The organism is Arthrobacter antioxidans (assembly GCF_023100725.1).
GTDB classification, from domain to species: domain Bacteria; phylum Actinomycetota; class Actinomycetes; order Actinomycetales; family Micrococcaceae; genus Arthrobacter_D; species Arthrobacter_D antioxidans.
Genome location: NZ_CP095501.1, coordinates 209873 through 225504, shown reverse-complemented (window position 1 = coordinate 225504; position 15632 = coordinate 209873). Strand labels below are relative to the sequence as shown.

Here is a 15632-nt window from a genome sequence, read left to right as displayed (position 1 = left end):
CTGTTGCTACTTGGCGGCGCCGCGCGTCGAGCCCGTGGTCTCGTCCACCGGCGGACCGTCGGTGCGATCCTCCGGGTCGGCGGCGATCACCGGCTCGTCCCGCACCGTCTCGCGGTCGTTCCTGGCGTCGTCGCCCCGGGTCTTGAGCAGGCTCGCGATGGTGGCGACGGTGATGGTGGCGCCGATGAACAGCAGCGAGAACCAGATGGGGATCTCGGGGACCCAGAGGAGCGGCTGCCCGCCGTTGATGAAGGACAGCTCGTTGACGTGCAGGGCGTGGAAGACGAGCTTCACGCCGATGAACGCGAGGATGACGGCGAGCCCCTGGGCGAGGTAGACCAGGCGTTCGAGCAGTCCGCCGATGAGGAAGAACAGCTGGCGCAGGCCCATCAGGGCGAAGGCGTTGGCCGTGAAGACGATGTACGCCTCGTTGGTCAGGCCGTAGATCGCGGGGATGGAGTCGACGGCGAAGATGAGGTCCACGAAGCCGATCGCGATGATGGTGAGCAGCATGGGGGTGACGAAGCGCTTGCCGCCCTTCTTCACGGTGAGCTTGTCCCCGTGGTACTCGTCGGTGACCGGCAGGACGCGGCGGACCAGCTGCATGAACTTGCCGTCGGCCGGGTTGGAGTCGTGGCTGCCGAACGCCTGCTTGTAGGCCAGGAAGAGCAGCAGGGCACCGAAGATGTAGAAGATCCAGGAGAAGTTCTCGATCAGGCTCGCGCCGATGGCGATGAACCCGCCGCGGAGGATGAGCGCGATGATGATGCCGACCATCAGCACCTTCTGCTGGTACTTCTTCGGGACCGCGAAGCCGGTCATCACGATCAGGAACACGAAGAGGTTGTCGATCGACAGGGCCTTCTCCGTGAGGTAGCCGGCGAAGTACTCGCCGCCGAAGTCCCAGCCGGACACCATGCCGATGCCCACGCCGAAGAGCAGGGCGAGGCCGATGTAGAACGCGGACCAGCGGGCCGATTCACCGATGGTCGGTTCGTGGGGTGTGCGCACGTGCGCGAAGAACTCGTAGACGAAGAAGAGGATCGTCACGGCGATCGTGATCAGCCAGATCGTGGGGGTCACCTGCATGTGGGTACTCCAAAGGGTAGGCGTCGGACATAGGCGCCAAGGTCTCCTCCGCCCGGACGGAACCGGAACCGATGGGCCCGGGATGCTTCAGTGCATCCGTATTGACGGGCCGATCACAGACGGGAGTACTCCCCTTGATATGAAAAGCCTAGCGTACGCCTGGCCGTGCGCATTCCCGGGGCGCGAGCGGCCACTGCCGTGGGGCGGGTGGCTAGGCTGGGTGGATGGCGACAGTGATCCTCGTGCGGCACGGCCGCACCACAGCGAATGCCACCGGCCTGCTGGCCGGCAGGACCGTCGGCGTCGGCCTGGACGAGACGGGGCGCGACCAGGCCGCCGTGACCGGTGACCGGCTCGCCGCCGTGCCCGTGGTCGGCGTGGTGTCCAGCCCCCTCGAGCGGTGCCAGCAGACCGCCCGGTTCATCCTCGATCGCCAGACCGGCACCCCGCATGCGCCGATCGATCCCGATCTCACCGAGTGCGACTACGGCCAGTGGCAGGGCCGCCTGCTCAGTGATCTCGCCACGGAACCCCTGTGGCCGGTGGTGCAGTCGCAGCCGTCCGCCGTCACCTTTCCCGGCGGCGAATCCATGGCCGCGATGCAGGCGCGGTCGGTGGCGGCCATCCGACGCCACGATGCAGCCTTCGAAGCCGAATTCGGGCCCGGCGCCGTGTGGGTGGCGGTGAGCCACGGCGACATCATCAAGTCGGTCCTGGCGGACGCCTACGGCATGCACCTCGACCTGTTCCAGCGCATCAGCGTGGGCCCCGCCTCGGTGTCGATCGTGCAGTACGGCTCCAGCCGGCCGAGCGTGCACGCGACCAACACCGACGCCGGGGACCTGTCGTGGCTGGCGAAGGGCACCGTGTCCGGCGATGCGCCGGTGGGCGGCGGCGCAGGGCCGACGGCGACACGCACCTCGTCGGCCTAAAATACTTCTATGCCTACAACTGTTCACGAGTTCGCCTGGCCTGACCGCGTTGTCGTCGGCACCATCGGCCTCCCGGGGGCGCGTACGTTCTACCTGCAGGTGCGCTCGGGGTCCCAGCTCGTGAGTATCGCGCTGGAGAAGCAGCAGTCGGCGCTGCTCGCCGAGAAGATCGACGAGATCCTCGACGAGCTCAGCACCCTGGACGGCAATCCCTTCAGCGTTCCCACGAGCACGCCCATCGAACTGGTCGACAACGACCAACTCGAGACCGTCGAGGAGCAGTTCCGCACCGGCGCGATGAGCCTGGGGTGGGATCCGGCGACGGCTCAGGTGGTCATCGAGGCCTACCCGCTACCCGAGACCGACGACGACGCCGCGTTGCTCGACGACGATGAGGCCGATGCGTCCGAGATGCTGCTGGTGCGCATGCCGGTGGGGACCGCCCGTGCCTTCACCAAGCGCACCCGGGAGATCGTGGGAGCGGGCCGTCCGATCTGCGTGATCTGCGGGCAGCCCATCGATGCCGACGGGCACATCTGCGCCATCCCCGAGGTCTGATGCCGGCGCCCGACCTCGTGACCGCCGAGCTGACGCTCACCGGCCGCATCACGACGGCGTCGAACGCCACCTTCCTGGGCAGCATCGGCGAGACGGCGGTCGTGTACAAGCCGATCCGGGGCGAGAAGCCGCTGTGGGATTTCCCCGACGGCTTCCTGGCGCACCGGGAGGTCGCTGCCTATCAGGTGTCGGAGGTCCTCGGCTGGAACATCGTGCCGCGCACCTGGCTGCGCGACGGTCCGTTCGGCGAGGGCATGGTGCAGCTCTGGCAGGAAACGGATGCCGACCAGAGCGCCGTGGACCTCGTCGCGGCGGACGACGTGCCGGAGGCCGGCTGGAAGCAGGTCCTCGAAGGCCAGGACGAGACGGGGCGGATGGTCGCCCTGGTCCATGAGGACACCCCGGTACTGAGGCGCATGGCTGTGTTCGACGCCGTCGTCAACAATGCCGACCGCAAGGGCGACCACATCCTCGCCGTCGCGGACAGGCACCGCTACGGCGTGGACCATGGGCTCACGTTCCACCGCGACCACAAGCTGCGGACGGTGCTGTGGGGGTGGATCGGCGATGAGCTGACGGCCGACGAACTCGAGGGCGTCGGTCGTGTCAGCGAAGGACTGCGGGGTGTCCTGGGTCGACACTTGGCGGAGCTGCTCACCGCCGAGGAGGTCTCGTCGCTCGCCGCACGCTGTGCCGCCTTACGCGCGACCGGGCGGTTTCCTGGTCCGAGAGGTGAGATGTCCGCCGTGCCTTGGCCTCTGTTCTGAGGGGACGATCGCGGCCCCGGATGAGGCTGTACCCGTACCCATTGCTGGCCTCGGTGCAAGCTGCCATTCTTGGTGGATCCGCACGTCCGGCAGTGAATGAAGGGACGAGACGATGCCGCTCTACCTGTCGAAGTTCAGCTACACACCGGAGACCTGGGCGAGGCTGATCAACGCTCCCGAGGACCGCGAGAAAGCCGCCCGAGCGTACATCGAGTCCGTCGGAGGGAAGCTCCACGGATTCTGGTACGCCTTCGGCGCCCACGACGGCTACAACCTATGGGAGGCTCCCGACAACGTCTCCATGGCGTCGGTTGCACTGGCGATCAGCGGAGGCGGCGCACTGAGCTCGCTCGAGACGACAGTGCTCCTGACCGTCGACGAGGCGATGGAAGCCATGCGCAAGGCCGAGCAGATCAAGTACCGGCCTCCCGGAACCCAACACTCTTGACTGAACCCGCACGACGACTGCCTCCGTGGTCGCTGCGTGGCCAGCGACCCACACCGGCGATCACGACCAGGGCTGACCAGGATCACCAGGACGGGCGGCGAGGCACCGGCCCCGCCGCCCGTCCCCGGTCTTTCCCGCTCAGCTCTCCTTGTCGTGATCCTGGGGCTTGCCGTTACCTGGTCGCACGGTGATCTCGGCTGTCGCTGTGGTTTCGATACCGGCGTGGTTCACCGCGGTCGCGCTGAGTTCGAAGCTGCCCTTGAGGCCTTCGATGGGGAGCTCGTACCGGCCGTTCACCCCGGTGAGCTCTCGTCCGTTGAAGCTGACGGTGAGCGAGCGGACACCCGACTCAGCATCCTGTGCTCGAACGTCGACCACAAGACCGCGCTTCGCACCTACCTTGGTGTCCTTGATCCCCGTCACGACTGGTGCTGTCTCGTCGAGTACCGGGGCGTTCACATAGGCGATGTTCGGAGCGGGCGGCGTCTCCATTCCCTCGCCGAGGAAGAAGCCCGTGTGCGGAGGCTGGTTATAGGCGGTGTTTTGCCACGCTACGCCGAGCCGGTACACCGGATCGTGCATCAGAGTGCGGATCCGGTGCTCAGTGACATCGGTTGTGGTGAAGATCTTCAGCGACGAGTGGTCGGCGCTGCGGTAGACGAGTTCCTCGCGCCAATCGCCGAACAGGTCGGCCTGAAGTGCCGGGTTGCCCTTCGTGCCGTTGCCGGTAAGCGTGCCGTCGAGCGTGAGCAGCCGTTCTTCCGTCTTCGACTCCCAGTTCCACTTCGAGATGGTCGGCGTCGCACCGGTGGCCAGCTCGGCCGGATCGGTGTAGTCGTGGTCGGTTATCTCGCGCAGCAGGTCCCCGTCCCACCAGGTCAGGAAGTTCGCCGCAGGGATGCTCGTGCCGAGGTCAGCGCCGTCTGCCGCGCGGAGCGATCCGACTTTCGAGTTGTACTTGTAGGTGCCTCCGATCGCCCATGCCTCGTTGCCTTCGTGCGTCGGATCGATATCGCCTGCAGCGCCACGGCCGGTGTCACGTGCACCGGGGATGGACCAGAGGATCTCACCCGTCGCCGCGTCGCGCATCGTAGCCGCTCGCTGGCCGCTGCTCGGCATGCTCTCGTGCACTGCGAAGACCTCGAGCCCGTCACGGGAGGGAACGTGATCGGTGACGTGCATGGCGTCACCGTGACCGAGGCCGGTGGTGTGGAGCGGCGTACCGTCATCATCGATCGTCATCGACCCGAAGACGATCTCGTCGGCGCCATCGGAGTCGACATCCGCTATGGAAAGGTTGTGGTTGCCCTGCCCGGAGAACTGGCTGCCGGCAGCGGTCGAGTCGAACAACCAGCGTTCTTCGATCTTGCCGTCGACGAAGTCGAACGCGGCGATATAGGTCTTCGTGTAGTACCCACGGCTGAAAATCATGCTGGGATTCTCGCCGTCGAGGTAGGCGGTGCCGGCGAGGAATCGGTCCATCCGATTTCCGTAGGTGTCACCCCACGACGACAGCGTTCCCCGCGCCGGTACGTAGTCGACACTGTCGAGAGCCGTACCTGTCGCGCCCTCGAAGACAGTCAGGTACTCGGGTCCGGTCAGGACGTAGCCGCTCGTGTTGCGGTGATCCGCCGCCGCATCGCCGATAACCGTTCCGGCACCGTCGACCGTGGCGTCAGCGGTCTTCATCGCAACTTCGGCTCGGCCATCACCGTCGTAATCGAACACCTGGAACTGCGTGTAATGCGCTCCCGCGCGGATATTGCGGCCAAGGTCAATCTGCCACAGCCGGGTACCGTCAAGCTTGTAGGCGTCGAGGTAGACGTTCCCGGTGTAGCCCGAGCGTGAGTTGTCTTTCGCGTTCGTCGGATTCCACTTGAGAACAATCTCGTACTCTCCGTCACCGTCGAGGTCACCTACGGACGCATCGTTGGCTTCGTATTCGTATGCCTCACCCGTCGGAGTCGTGCCGCCTACCGGACGCTGAAGCGGAATGTCCAGGGACTGATCACCCCACGGAAGGAACTCGTCAGTGACAGTCACTTCACGCTGGTCCATCAGCGCGGTCACACGGTAGACCGAAGCACCAGTCCCCTCCGCGTCGAGCAAGTTCGTGCTGCCGGTGATCGGGGTGTCAGTGATGCGAACACCGTCACGGTAGACGTGGAAGCCGATCGAATCGGCGTCGAGGCCGAGCATGCGCCAGCCAACGTAGACTCCCCCCTCGGTCGTGACGGCAACCGGGGCGCGGTCGAGGTATTCCACCTGCCGAATCGGTGTGTTCTCGGGTGCCGCAGCTGCCGGCATGACCACAAGCGTTGCTGCAGCGACGGCTGCCGCTGCCGCCGCTCCCAGTGCTCGTCGTGGCATTCGTGGATGAACGAACGAGACCATAACCATCTCCCTTGATGTCGTGACGAAGAAGCAAATCAGTAGATTCCACTACGGGAAACCGCTTTCCTAACGGCTTCATGGTGCTTTCGCATCGGATCAGTTGTCAAGAGCAACAGACGAAATGAAGGCGTGCCAACTTCAACGCGTCACAAAGTTGACCGGCATGCGGAGCAGCGCGTGAACGATGAACGTGACCCCATTCATCCCTGCGTGGGTCGATCCCCCGTCACTACGAACTTGCCCGTTCTTCCCTGCGAGCCCGCGGATGCTCTTGATTCCCAATGCTGAAATAGCGGTAGACGGTGGTACGACTGGCGCCGATGATTTTGCCGATGCCTGCTGGTGAGGACCGCTATGCTTCGAGATCTCGGGCGCGCTCGACCTTCGCATGGTCGGTGGTTACTTCTCGCCTGCCGATTGCCGATTTTTCCCCTTCCACGATGACGGCAACGGCGTGAGGGTCAACGGGGTTGTTCGGTTCACGCTGGAGTAGCGCTCCGGTCTCGAGGAATCCGCGCTCAGGCAGCCCTCGTCGACGGGCTAACGCCGTGACTGCATACTTGGCGAAGGTCGTCGTTCCCGCCACCTCAACGCAAGGGTCCGTCTCGAGGTGAAGTGACACGTTCACCGAGGAGCTGCCTTGAGCGTTCGGCCGACCATCCAGTGTCCGCGCGTCCTTCCGCCCGAAGGATCGCTTGAACCACCGCCCTATGCTCATGCCGCTCCTCTTTTGATTGGTTTCCGGCCTCGTCCCCGCAACCCCACCGTTGACGCAACACCCGCCCTGCTGCTCTCCGCGCTACAGGCGTCACGAATTCAGCAGGCTCCTCCATGGGATGTGAGCGCTGGCAAAGGACGTAATCGCTGTTATCAGCGGTGAATCGAGGAGGACCTAACGCGGCCGCGCGGGGAGCAGAGAGTACGGATCGCGTGTCGTCTTGAAGCCGACGTGGCTAATTTCAAGCACCTACTTGACAAAGGAGTCGGTAGAAGTGCTCTTTTGTTGCGGGGACAGGATTTGAACCTGTGACCTCTGGGTTATGAGCCCAGCGAGCTACCGAACTGCTCCACCCCGCGGCGCATAAACGACCTTACTGGCCGCAGGGTGAGTACACCAATTAGGGGCACTCTGGGCTTGGAGCGTTCGGGCTGTTCCCCGCGGAGCGCGTTGGGTTCAGAGACGGCGAGGTATGCCCGCCCGACAAGCTGTCGGTATTTCGCTCAGGCCTGGTCGTCCCCATTGGTACCGGTCAAACCGTGATCCTCGTGAGTCTGGTCTTCGAAAGGACGTGCGGTGCAGCGAGGCTTCAGCTGAGCCGACCAGCGCTCATGGGTTGCCTCCCTCACGACAGCTAGTCCTCCGATGTACTACTGATCGGTTCGTCGGTCTCCTCTGCCTCGCAGGCGCGCCAGTCTTCTTCGATCTGCTCGATCTGCAGGGCACGCTCAGGGGATACCTGTCCGAGGAGCCCCCAGTCCAGGACAGCCAGCTCCGCGTCGAGGACTGGAACGTACATTTCCACGCCAGGCGGCGGCTCGTCGGCCAACAGCAGGGCGTTGAGGGCGAGAATCATCGCAGCCCGGGACACCACGACCGCCCGCGGGTGGTGGCGGACCCCGTACAGGTCACCGAGGCTCGCCCACACTGTCAGCAACGCCCTGCGCCCGTCCGAAGGGGACAGCGCTGATCCCGCGGTCAGGGAAAGCTCCAGGATCCCGAGCACGGTCATCGCAGGCAGGACCTCGCCGCTCCTGTAGCCACCGTGTATGTACTGCTCGATCAGAGGGCCGACGTCGGCGAGCCAGCGATGGAACCGGGAGAAACCCGTGGTGTGGGTGGTGCGTCCGATGTGCGCTGCCCAGAGGAACAGGGCAGGGTCCGAGGGAGGCGATGCTGGTTGATGCATAGTGTTTTTCCTTTCCGGAGCGTAGACAAAAGAGCGCCCCTCACCTTCGATGAGGCGGGACGCTGGGGTTGTGCTGGGGTGGTGGTTGTTACCGGTGGGAGGTGTGCATCCGCCAGTGGTCCCCGGCGTTCCCGAGGTACTGTGCCTCGTTGGGAGCCGAGCAGGAGGCGCTCGAGGTGGCGCGGCGCCCGGCGTGGTTGAGTTCCTCGTCGGCGCTGCGGCGCACGTTACGGCTCAGAAGCCTCGATGGAGCGGCCACCGGGCGGATCCTTCCGCACCACACGACCGTGTTGAGGCTGTCCATCCACCGTGGGAACCGGCGGTCGATGCGCTGCAGCGACGCCTCGTGGTCGGTCGTGCGGCTGAGCATCCGCAGGTGACCCTGCAGGAGCTCCCAGTAGCACTGCCGGTGACGAAGGGGCATCTGGATGGGGCTGCATAGCATTTCCGCCAGCACCACAACCAGCCGCCGCCCGGCGATCAGCAGCTCATCGTCCCTCTCCCCCGCCTCAGCCAACACGAGCAGGGCCTGCCAGGTATCCGTGAGGCAGGAGCGGACATCCGAGACATCCACCGTGCCTTCGACCCGGTGGATCTGCTGCCGCAGAACGGTGATGGCCTGCGGTGAGGACAATCGCGCCCGGGGGTCAGACAGTAGTGCTGCCACCGTGTCCATGGCGATCTCCCACGGCCGCCTGTAGCGGGCACTGGTCCCATGTCCTGGCGCGGGGGAGGTCGTGATCCTGCGGGGCGCACGGCTGGTGGTGGAGGTGAGGACGATGGTCATGATGGTTCCTTCCTGATTTTGGGTACAAAAAAAGGACCCCCGAAGGGGCCCTGCGGTATCTGACAGGCTACGCACGTTCTAAGGAATATATGCGCCCTACTAGCGGGACACAATCAAGAGCGACGGGCCCCTGCGCCGATCGAGGCAAAGGTAGTCGCCCTAGACAGCGAATGCTGCCGATGAATCAATTATCCGCCAACTTCCCGGACACAAGCCAATCCGCCTCCAGAACGACCAGGCAAACGAGGACACCGCTGGTCCGTCAAGCAATGGAACATCCCCTTCAGCCCCTTAGGAATCAATTCTCGTGAACCTCCGTTACACGAGCAAGCCCCTCGAGCACACCCAGTCGACCCGAGGCCAGAAGAGGCAGAAAGAGTCCCATAAAGGCTCCGCGGTATTCGACGGAACAAGGAAGTCCTACTGACAGAAATACCAACCTCGTAGACACAATCAAGGACGGCCAGCTCGGCAGCACCAATCATGCTTGTCCGCTCTGACCCTGACTTTGAAGCAACTTCCGTCACACGGTCAAGCCCATCACCACCGCAGCGGCATCAATTTCACCGGTGGAGGCACCGGGGGATGTGTCTTTGAGCAGCAAGGGCTTCAAAGGCACTATGCCGTCAGTTTGACGGACAGAGCATCTTTCATGTGCCATATACCGCCTACTAGGGCTACACAATCAAGTGCGGGCAGCCAGTTCTTGGGAGGTCTCTCCTCGATTGGTCTACGTCACCCGTATGCGTCAACCTGCGGGACACAATCAAGGCCACCCCGATCTACGTTGAGCAGTCCGCACGGAGGCTGCTGTGCGCGTGCGCATCTCAACAGTGGCACCGGAAGCAAACACGCAGTCTTTGTACCCGTAGGTGATACGGCAGCCCTATGGCCGAGCGTGTGGGTTTTCGTTGATGACGTCGCGGGCAATACGGGCGTTGGAGGGTGCGGCGGGCAGGTCGGAGTGGATGCACACTGACTCCACGCGGGCCGGCACTTCGTTGCCCGTTGTTGTCGTAACAGATCCTGTGGTGATGGCGGCACGAAGCCTCTCGGCGAGTTCGGCCGGGGTGCGTTGCTTGCCGTGGCGTTCCACGACGACTATCCCGTCGTCCCCGTACCTGAGGTCCGCGTAGAACTCGGCAACAAATGGCACGTTGCGGCGGTTGGCTGTTCGCTCGTGCGCTGTCCCTGGCAGTCCCAGGACTGGGACGCCGTAGTGGAGTGCCACGTCGCAGAGGGCGTCCATCAGGTCCTCGTCACGGGCCAGCATCCCGTAGAGGGCGCCGTGGGGTTTGATGTGGTTCAGTGGTGCACCGGCCGCGTCGAGGAACCCGACCAGCGCGCCGACCTGGTACCGCACCAGGTCCCGGACCTCACTCTTGTCGAGCTTCATCTCGCGGCGGCCGAAGCCAACGAGGTCAGGCAGGCCAGGGTGAGCGCCGACCGTGACACCGTGCTCGAGAGCGGCTTCAATGGTCTGCCGCATGGTGGATGGGTCCCCGGAGTGAAACCCGCAGGCCACGTTGATGGTGTCGACCAGCGGCAGCAACGCCGGATCATTGCCGAAGGAGTGAATACCCAGGGCTTCGCCCATGTCGGCGTTGAGCGTGATCATCAAGGGTCCATTCGCTGCTTCGATGCGGCGTGGCCCGCGTTTGCGTCTCGGCGCGCCCGTGGTGTCCGGGGTCGCGCCGCGGGACCGGTGGGGGCCCGGTCCCGCGACGCGCGCTCATGGTGTCGCGTGGTGTGGCTAGTGCGCGACGGAGTCCGGGAGATGCCGGTGACTGGCGACCTGCTCGAAGCCGTATCCAACCTGGAACAGGGTGCGCTCGTTGTAGGGTCGCGCCAGGATCTCCATCCCGACCGGCAATCCTGTCTCGGTGAGTCCCGCGGGGATCGTCATCGACGGCATCCACGTCTGCGAACCGATCAACGTGTTCGTCGGGAAGTTCAGGGTGTTCCACTGCGACGAATCGCACTCTTCCCGGGTCGGTGGCACGACCTGCACGGTGGGGTACACCAGCGCGAGGAGATCGCTCGCTCCCATCAGGTTCACCACCGTCTTCATGTACGCCTCGCGTGCCAGGTACGCCGCGTAGAACGACAGATCCGAGAAGGGATCGTCCGGGCCCTCGCTGAGAGCCTCGAGGAGGTCGAGCTTCGGGTGGTACCGCTTCGATTCGATGATCTCGGACACGGAGTGCATGGGAGCATCCGGCATGGCGGCAAGGAACTTGTCGATGTCGAACTTCGACTTGATCGTGTACATCGAGGTTCGGGCATTCCAGTCCTGCAGGTCCGGAATCTCGACGTCCACCAGGATCGCACCCGCCGCAGTCAGTTGGTCCAGCGCGGCCCGCATGACCTCGTTGACCGGGGCCGCGTACTTGTCGTCATCGGAACCGAAGGCGTTCCGGACGACGCCGATGCGTGCGCCGACAATCGCATCGGGTACCAGCGCCGAAAGGTACGACTGCTGGGCGGGGGTGATCTCGGCGGCGTAGGTGAGCTCGTCGTCAGGGTCGAATCCGGTGATGACGTCGAAGACGCGGGCGACGTCGGCGACACTTCGACCCATCGGCCCGATCGTGTCCTGCACGCTCACGAGCGGGTTGCACCCCTTGCGGCTGATGAGCCCTGGGGTGGAACGGACACCGACGAGGTTGCAGAAGGACGAGGGAACGCGCACCGATCCTCCGCAGTCCGTGCCGAGTCCGATCGTTGCCAGTGCCGCCGCGATCGACGCCCCCGTCCCGGCGGAGGATCCACCGGGGTCACGGCTGAGATCGTAGGGGTTCTTGGTGAGACCGCTGCGCGAGGAATAGGTGAACCAGGATGTTGCCCAGTCGGGCAGCGTGGTCTTGCCCAGGATGATCGCGCCGGCTTCGCGCAGTTTGCGAATGACGGTGGCGTCTTCGCTGGGCTGGTAGTCGGCGAAGACTTCGGATCCGAAGGAGGTGGGCATATCCGCCGTCTCCAGGCAGTCCTTCACCAGGATCGGGATGCCATGCAGCGGCCCGACACCATCGGGGTTACTGGTGCGCTGCGCATCCCGTTCGGCAGCCTGGTCGCGGGCATCGGAGGCGAGCGTGACAATGGAATTCAGCGCCGGACCCGCGGTGTCGAAACGCGCCACGCGGTCCAGATAGAAATCCACGAGCTGCACTGCGGTGAGCTTCCCAGCCCGCATGGCGGCCTGTAACTCGGCGATACTCGCACTCTCGATCGTGAGGTCGAGCTTGCTGTCGATGGTCTCCATGAGTGTCTCCTTTGACGAGGAACAAGCAGCCAAGAACTAATGTCTGACATTGGAAGTATTACACGGTGGGTATGCTGGCCGGAAGACTTTGGATGGAGAACATTGTGAGTGATTTTGCGCCGACCCCGCTTGAACGTCGGGACGCGTCCGGTCAGATCGCGCGTCAACTCAGAGAAGCGATTTCCCTGGGAACGTGGAGTCCCGGGGAGCGACTTCCCAGCGAACAGGAACTCGCCGCGGCCTTCGATGTGGCCAGGTCAACGGCCCGGGAAGGCTTGAAACTTCTATCAGCCACCGGCATGGTGACAACCGCCCGAGGCAGTAACGGCGGCACGTTCGTCTCCCTTCCGGACGCGGACGAGGTGGCCATACAACTCGGAGATGCGATCCGGCTGTGGTTCAGGGCAGGAAACGTTACCGTGCAGGACGTCGACGAGGCGCGCGCGATCCTCGAACTCCAGTGCGTGGATCTGGCTGCCCGCAGACGGACGACAGAGGACCTCGAGGCGATCCTGCGGCCCGTCGAGCGATCCCGCGACTATTCGATGGACATCGCGGACTGGCTCGACCTGGATCTCGAATTTCACACGGCCATCTGTCGTGCAGCCAAGAACAAGATCCTCGAGCTCGCCATGACCGCCGTCCACTTGAGCCGCCCGGCAACGAATAGTGTCTTCGTCGATCAACTCGACCGGTCAACCGTCACTGAACAGCACTACGCGCTGTATCAGGCCATCGAGGCCGGCGACCCAGATGCAGCAGCACAAGCCTTCACCGCTCACGTCGACTATCTGGCGCACGTGCGCCTGACAGCGCTCAACGACCGAAGCCCTTCATCCATCACCGTCGCCTCGCTCCCCGACATCCGCGAAACCAGGTAACAACCGGTTCACCTCACGACCGCCCAGCATCATCGAACCGGCAAGGACCGTCTCCTCCGGGTACCGGTCGCGGTCGTAGATCGGGAACCGGCCGGTGTCGGCCTTGAACTGTCGCACGTCTTCGAGGCGCCGCGCCCACAGCGCGTCCGCGTTCCCACCTACTCCCCCAGCGCGCCGAGGGCTTCGGTCCTGTCTAGGGTGAGGACACCGGCGTAGTGCTCCCACGACGCCTGTTCCCGGGTCCGCCGGCGGTGCTTCTTGTCCGCCGGCCACCCGCGCTGGTCACGGATCACCCAACACGCATCGAACCACGCCGGGTCCCGGGCGATCTGTCGATCGACGGCGCGGATGACGCGCTGCACCGCCAGAACATGAGGACGCCAGTAGTGCGGGTTGGCTATTGGGCGACCTTGCTTTCTTTTCCTTTTCCGAGACGGCGGGTGATGAACAGCCACCCCAGAATCCACCCGCCAAGAGCAGTCACAATCCAGACCAGGAGGGTGGCGCCCACCCACGCCATGAAGCCACTGATCTCGAGCCCGCCATCGAACCATGACGCGATCACCAGAGCGATCAGCGTGGTGACCAACCCGATTCCTCCAAGGATGGCCGACGCATACTGCCGGGCGACGTTGAACACGAACGGCCCGAGCACACCCTGGGCGAGGGCGAAGACGATCACAGCAACAACGAAACCGGTCGGCTGCAGCACCACACCGGAAACGATCCAGCCCGCGAGGAGCAGCCCGATCGCTGCCGTCGCGAGATTGATCAGAATGTGTATCAAGAAACGAATCATTCCGAGGTCCGATCTCGTCGATCTTTTCGTCCCAGACTCTCCACTCTCGAGCGATGACGCGTCGCCCACTCCGGGTGAATCTGATCGGGCGAGGACCGGTCGGCCACGAGCGCGAAGGGCGAAGCAAAACGGGGCGCCCGCAGCAGCGGACGCCCCGTGATTCGGGCTAGCGGATTAGCTGTTCTTGGTGCGGACCGGGCTGTCCTCGATCTCCTCGAGGGGCGATTCGTCGTCGTCGCCGTCCTTCGACAGATCCTCGTGCCCTTCGAGGGACTCCGACAGCTCTTCATCGGCAGACTCGTCGTGCTGGGGCTGGTGGTTCTGGGTGCTCATGGGAGTCCTTCCGATGGGATCCTGCTGGCCGTGCGACGCGCTGCAAGGGTGCGGGGTAGGACCGCCACGGTGGGGTGTTCGACGTCGTCCATCCAGCCTACGCGTATCATCAGCCTGCTTGGTATCTATCGGCGCAGGGTAGGTCAGAGCTTGACCGGACCCAGATGCGGGCCACCGGTGACGGGGTTCGGATCCGCTTCCTTCAGTTCGATGAAGAAGGCGTGCGACGGCGTCGTGCCCGTGTTCTCGCCGTAGTGGTCCTGGGCGGGCAGCCAGCGGACCGCCTCGTCCGGGAGCTCCACATCGATGCTCCTCCCGTGGGCATGCAGCCGCCGCCGGAACGAACCGGCCGTGATCATGACACTGTCGGGATGGTGATGCTCTGTGCTGATATCGCCGGGCTCGTCCGTGTACTCGAGGACGCGAACGCGATCGTTCTCGAAAATCACGCGGTAATGCTCGGGATTGGTCTGAACCGGATCAAGTGCCATGGGCGGACTGTACGCCCGCGGGCCACGGTCGACCAGAGTCCTCCTACCGCCCCCGCACAGGACCGTCCTAGGGTGTCCGCATGGACCTGACGGAAGAGTTCGAAGCCGAACGCCCGCGCCTGGTGCGCATCGCGGCAGGTGTCCTCGATGACCGGGCCGAGGGTGAGGACATGGTGCAGCAGGCCTGGCTGCGCCTGAACGCCACCGACACCGAGATCGAGAACGTTCCGGCGTGGCTGACGGTCGTGACGACGCGCCTCTGCCTCGACCGCCTGCGCTCCAGGGTGCCGGAGCCCACGGACGCCATGCCCGACCCTGCGACAGATGCGGTCACCGATCCGGCCGAGCAACTGATCGAGGCCGCCGGCGTGGGCGTCGCCCTCCAGGTGGTGCTGCAACGCCTGTCACCGTCCGAGCGGGTGGCGTTCATCCTGCACGACACCTTCGGTGTGGACTTCCGCACCATCGCCACCGTCCTCACGGTCTCACCGGAGGCCGCCCGCAAGCTGGCGTCGAGGGCCCGGTCCCGGGTCTCGACCCTCGCCCCGGACGGCACACCGGCCGACTGGGAGGTCGTGGACGCGTTCCTCGCTGCGTCCCGGGGCGGTAGCTTCGCCCGCCTGGTGCACCTGCTCGCGCCCGACGTCGTCGTCAGCGCCGATACCGAGGCGATCGCCGCAGGCACCCCGACAAGGCTGGAGGGCCGCGAGACGGTGGCGGCCATGTTCGACGGGGCCGCCACCACCGCCTTCCCGGTGTTCGTCGACGGACGACCGGGCGCGGCGTGGTTCCTCCGCGGCGAGCCTCGGGTGGCGTTCGACTTCACGATCACCGACGGCGTGGTCAGCGCGATCACGTTCCGGGCCCGGCCGGATGTCCTGGGCTCCCTCGTCCGGCGCGTCACCTCGGAACGGAAGTAGGTTCGTCGGTCACATTTCCGGCGCCCGACTCGTCATCAGTACAGGGGCGGCAGACGCCGGCCCT

16 protein-coding genes and 1 tRNA gene are annotated in these 15632 nt (G+C 64.7%); 6 read left to right on the top strand and 11 right to left on the bottom strand.

Annotation, left to right across the window (positions count from 1 at the left end; translation table 11 throughout):
- Positions 1 to 6: 6 nt before the first annotated feature.
- On the bottom strand, positions 7 to 1089 hold the full coding sequence (locus MWM45_RS01120) for a TerC family protein (protein ID WP_247827764.1): 1083 nt from the start codon (positions 1087 to 1089) through the stop codon (positions 7 to 9).
- Between the two features lie 224 nt (positions 1090 to 1313).
- Between MWM45_RS01120 and MWM45_RS01115 the strand changes: the two genes are divergently transcribed.
- The 4 genes from MWM45_RS01115 (at position 1314) to MWM45_RS01100 (ending at position 3794) form a co-directional block, all read left to right on the top strand.
- Positions 1314 to 2021 carry a histidine phosphatase family protein gene (locus MWM45_RS01115; protein ID WP_247827763.1) on the top strand — a complete coding sequence of 236 codons (708 nt, stop codon included), beginning with the start codon at positions 1314 to 1316 and terminating at the stop codon, positions 2019 to 2021.
- A gap of 9 nt (positions 2022 to 2030) precedes the next feature.
- Positions 2031 to 2579, top strand: a complete 549-nt coding sequence (locus tag MWM45_RS01110) for a DUF3090 domain-containing protein (RefSeq protein WP_247827762.1) — start codon at positions 2031 to 2033, stop codon at positions 2577 to 2579.
- Complete coding sequence (locus tag MWM45_RS01105) at positions 2579 to 3346, top strand: SCO1664 family protein (RefSeq protein ID WP_247827761.1); 768 nt, start codon at positions 2579 to 2581, stop codon at positions 3344 to 3346. The genes MWM45_RS01110 and MWM45_RS01105 overlap by 1 nt, the downstream gene beginning before the upstream one ends.
- A gap of 112 nt (positions 3347 to 3458) precedes the next feature.
- Positions 3459 to 3794 (top strand): GYD domain-containing protein, encoded by a 336-nt coding sequence (locus MWM45_RS01100; RefSeq protein ID WP_247827760.1) that lies wholly within the window; start codon positions 3459 to 3461, stop codon positions 3792 to 3794.
- A gap of 138 nt (positions 3795 to 3932) precedes the next feature.
- Here the strand turns inward: MWM45_RS01100 and MWM45_RS01095 are convergent, their stop codons facing one another.
- From MWM45_RS01095 to MWM45_RS01070, 6 genes are all read right to left on the bottom strand, one after another.
- Positions 3933 to 6194, bottom strand: coding sequence for a rhamnogalacturonan lyase (locus MWM45_RS01095; RefSeq protein WP_418909714.1), 2262 nt, complete (start codon positions 6192 to 6194; stop codon positions 3933 to 3935).
- A 997-nt stretch (positions 6195 to 7191) separates the two neighbouring features.
- Positions 7192 to 7265: transfer RNA gene (locus tag MWM45_RS01090), tRNA-Met, on the bottom strand.
- Between the two features lie 275 nt (positions 7266 to 7540).
- Positions 7541 to 8095 carry a hypothetical protein gene (locus MWM45_RS01085; protein ID WP_247827758.1) on the bottom strand — a complete coding sequence of 185 codons (555 nt, stop codon included), beginning with the start codon at positions 8093 to 8095 and terminating at the stop codon, positions 7541 to 7543.
- 88 nt (positions 8096 to 8183) lie between these two features.
- On the bottom strand, positions 8184 to 8882 hold the full coding sequence (locus MWM45_RS01080; protein WP_247827757.1) for a hypothetical protein: 699 nt from the start codon (positions 8880 to 8882) through the stop codon (positions 8184 to 8186).
- Positions 8883 to 9768: 886 nt separating this feature from the next.
- Entirely contained in the window at positions 9769 to 10500 is a 732-nt protein-coding gene (pxpA, locus tag MWM45_RS01075) for a 5-oxoprolinase subunit PxpA (RefSeq protein WP_247827756.1), read from the bottom strand.
- A gap of 135 nt (positions 10501 to 10635) precedes the next feature.
- Complete coding sequence (locus tag MWM45_RS01070; RefSeq protein WP_247827755.1) at positions 10636 to 12144, bottom strand: amidase; 1509 nt, start codon at positions 12142 to 12144, stop codon at positions 10636 to 10638.
- A 104-nt stretch (positions 12145 to 12248) separates the two neighbouring features.
- Between MWM45_RS01070 and MWM45_RS01065 the strand changes: the two genes are divergently transcribed.
- Positions 12249 to 13025, top strand: coding sequence for a FadR/GntR family transcriptional regulator (locus tag MWM45_RS01065; RefSeq protein ID WP_247827754.1), 777 nt, complete (start codon positions 12249 to 12251; stop codon positions 13023 to 13025).
- Positions 13026 to 13183: 158 nt separating this feature from the next.
- Here the strand turns inward: MWM45_RS01065 and MWM45_RS01060 are convergent, their stop codons facing one another.
- The 4 genes from MWM45_RS01060 to MWM45_RS01045 all read right to left on the bottom strand — a co-directional run bounded on the left by MWM45_RS01060 (position 13184) and on the right by MWM45_RS01045 (position 14648).
- Positions 13184 to 13387 (bottom strand): hypothetical protein, encoded by a 204-nt coding sequence (locus MWM45_RS01060; protein WP_247827753.1) that lies wholly within the window; start codon positions 13385 to 13387, stop codon positions 13184 to 13186.
- A 35-nt stretch (positions 13388 to 13422) separates the two neighbouring features.
- Entirely contained in the window at positions 13423 to 13824 is a 402-nt protein-coding gene (locus tag MWM45_RS01055) for a phage holin family protein (protein WP_247827752.1), read from the bottom strand.
- Positions 13825 to 13998: 174 nt separating this feature from the next.
- Positions 13999 to 14157, bottom strand: coding sequence for a hypothetical protein (locus MWM45_RS01050; protein WP_247827751.1), 159 nt, complete (start codon positions 14155 to 14157; stop codon positions 13999 to 14001).
- Between the two features lie 143 nt (positions 14158 to 14300).
- Positions 14301 to 14648 (bottom strand): cytoplasmic protein, encoded by a 348-nt coding sequence (locus tag MWM45_RS01045; protein WP_247827750.1) that lies wholly within the window; start codon positions 14646 to 14648, stop codon positions 14301 to 14303.
- 80 nt (positions 14649 to 14728) lie between these two features.
- Here MWM45_RS01045 and MWM45_RS01040 point away from each other — a divergent pair, with 80 nt between their 5' ends.
- Positions 14729 to 15568, top strand: a complete 840-nt coding sequence (locus MWM45_RS01040) for a sigma-70 family RNA polymerase sigma factor (RefSeq protein WP_247827749.1) — start codon at positions 14729 to 14731, stop codon at positions 15566 to 15568.
- The last annotated feature ends 64 nt before the right edge of the window (positions 15569 to 15632 follow it).

What these genes read in the sequence shown, in the direction of transcription:
- MWM45_RS01120 (WP_247827764.1), bottom strand. Translation starts at nt 1,089, where the DNA reads ATGCAGGTGACCCCCACGATCTGGCTGATCACGATCGCCGTGACGATC.
- MWM45_RS01115 (WP_247827763.1), top strand. Translation starts at nt 1,314, where the DNA reads ATGGCGACAGTGATCCTCGTGCGGCACGGCCGCACCACAGCGAATGCC.
- MWM45_RS01110 (WP_247827762.1), top strand. Translation starts at nt 2,031, where the DNA reads ATGCCTACAACTGTTCACGAGTTCGCCTGGCCTGACCGCGTTGTCGTC.
- MWM45_RS01105 (WP_247827761.1), top strand. Translation starts at nt 2,579, where the DNA reads ATGCCGGCGCCCGACCTCGTGACCGCCGAGCTGACGCTCACCGGCCGC.
- MWM45_RS01100 (WP_247827760.1), top strand. Translation starts at nt 3,459, where the DNA reads ATGCCGCTCTACCTGTCGAAGTTCAGCTACACACCGGAGACCTGGGCG.
- MWM45_RS01095 (WP_418909714.1), bottom strand. Translation starts at nt 6,194, where the DNA reads ATGGTTATGGTCTCGTTCGTTCATCCACGAATGCCACGACGAGCACTG.
- MWM45_RS01085 (WP_247827758.1), bottom strand. Translation starts at nt 8,095, where the DNA reads ATGCATCAACCAGCATCGCCTCCCTCGGACCCTGCCCTGTTCCTCTGG.
- MWM45_RS01080 (WP_247827757.1), bottom strand. Translation starts at nt 8,882, where the DNA reads ATGACCATCGTCCTCACCTCCACCACCAGCCGTGCGCCCCGCAGGATC.
- pxpA (WP_247827756.1), bottom strand. Translation starts at nt 10,500, where the DNA reads ATGATCACGCTCAACGCCGACATGGGCGAAGCCCTGGGTATTCACTCC.
- MWM45_RS01070 (WP_247827755.1), bottom strand. Translation starts at nt 12,144, where the DNA reads ATGGAGACCATCGACAGCAAGCTCGACCTCACGATCGAGAGTGCGAGT.
- MWM45_RS01055 (WP_247827752.1), bottom strand. Translation starts at nt 13,824, where the DNA reads ATGATTCGTTTCTTGATACACATTCTGATCAATCTCGCGACGGCAGCG.
- MWM45_RS01050 (WP_247827751.1), bottom strand. Translation starts at nt 14,157, where the DNA reads ATGAGCACCCAGAACCACCAGCCCCAGCACGACGAGTCTGCCGATGAA.
- MWM45_RS01045 (WP_247827750.1), bottom strand. Translation starts at nt 14,648, where the DNA reads ATGGCACTTGATCCGGTTCAGACCAATCCCGAGCATTACCGCGTGATT.
- MWM45_RS01040 (WP_247827749.1), top strand. Translation starts at nt 14,729, where the DNA reads ATGGACCTGACGGAAGAGTTCGAAGCCGAACGCCCGCGCCTGGTGCGC.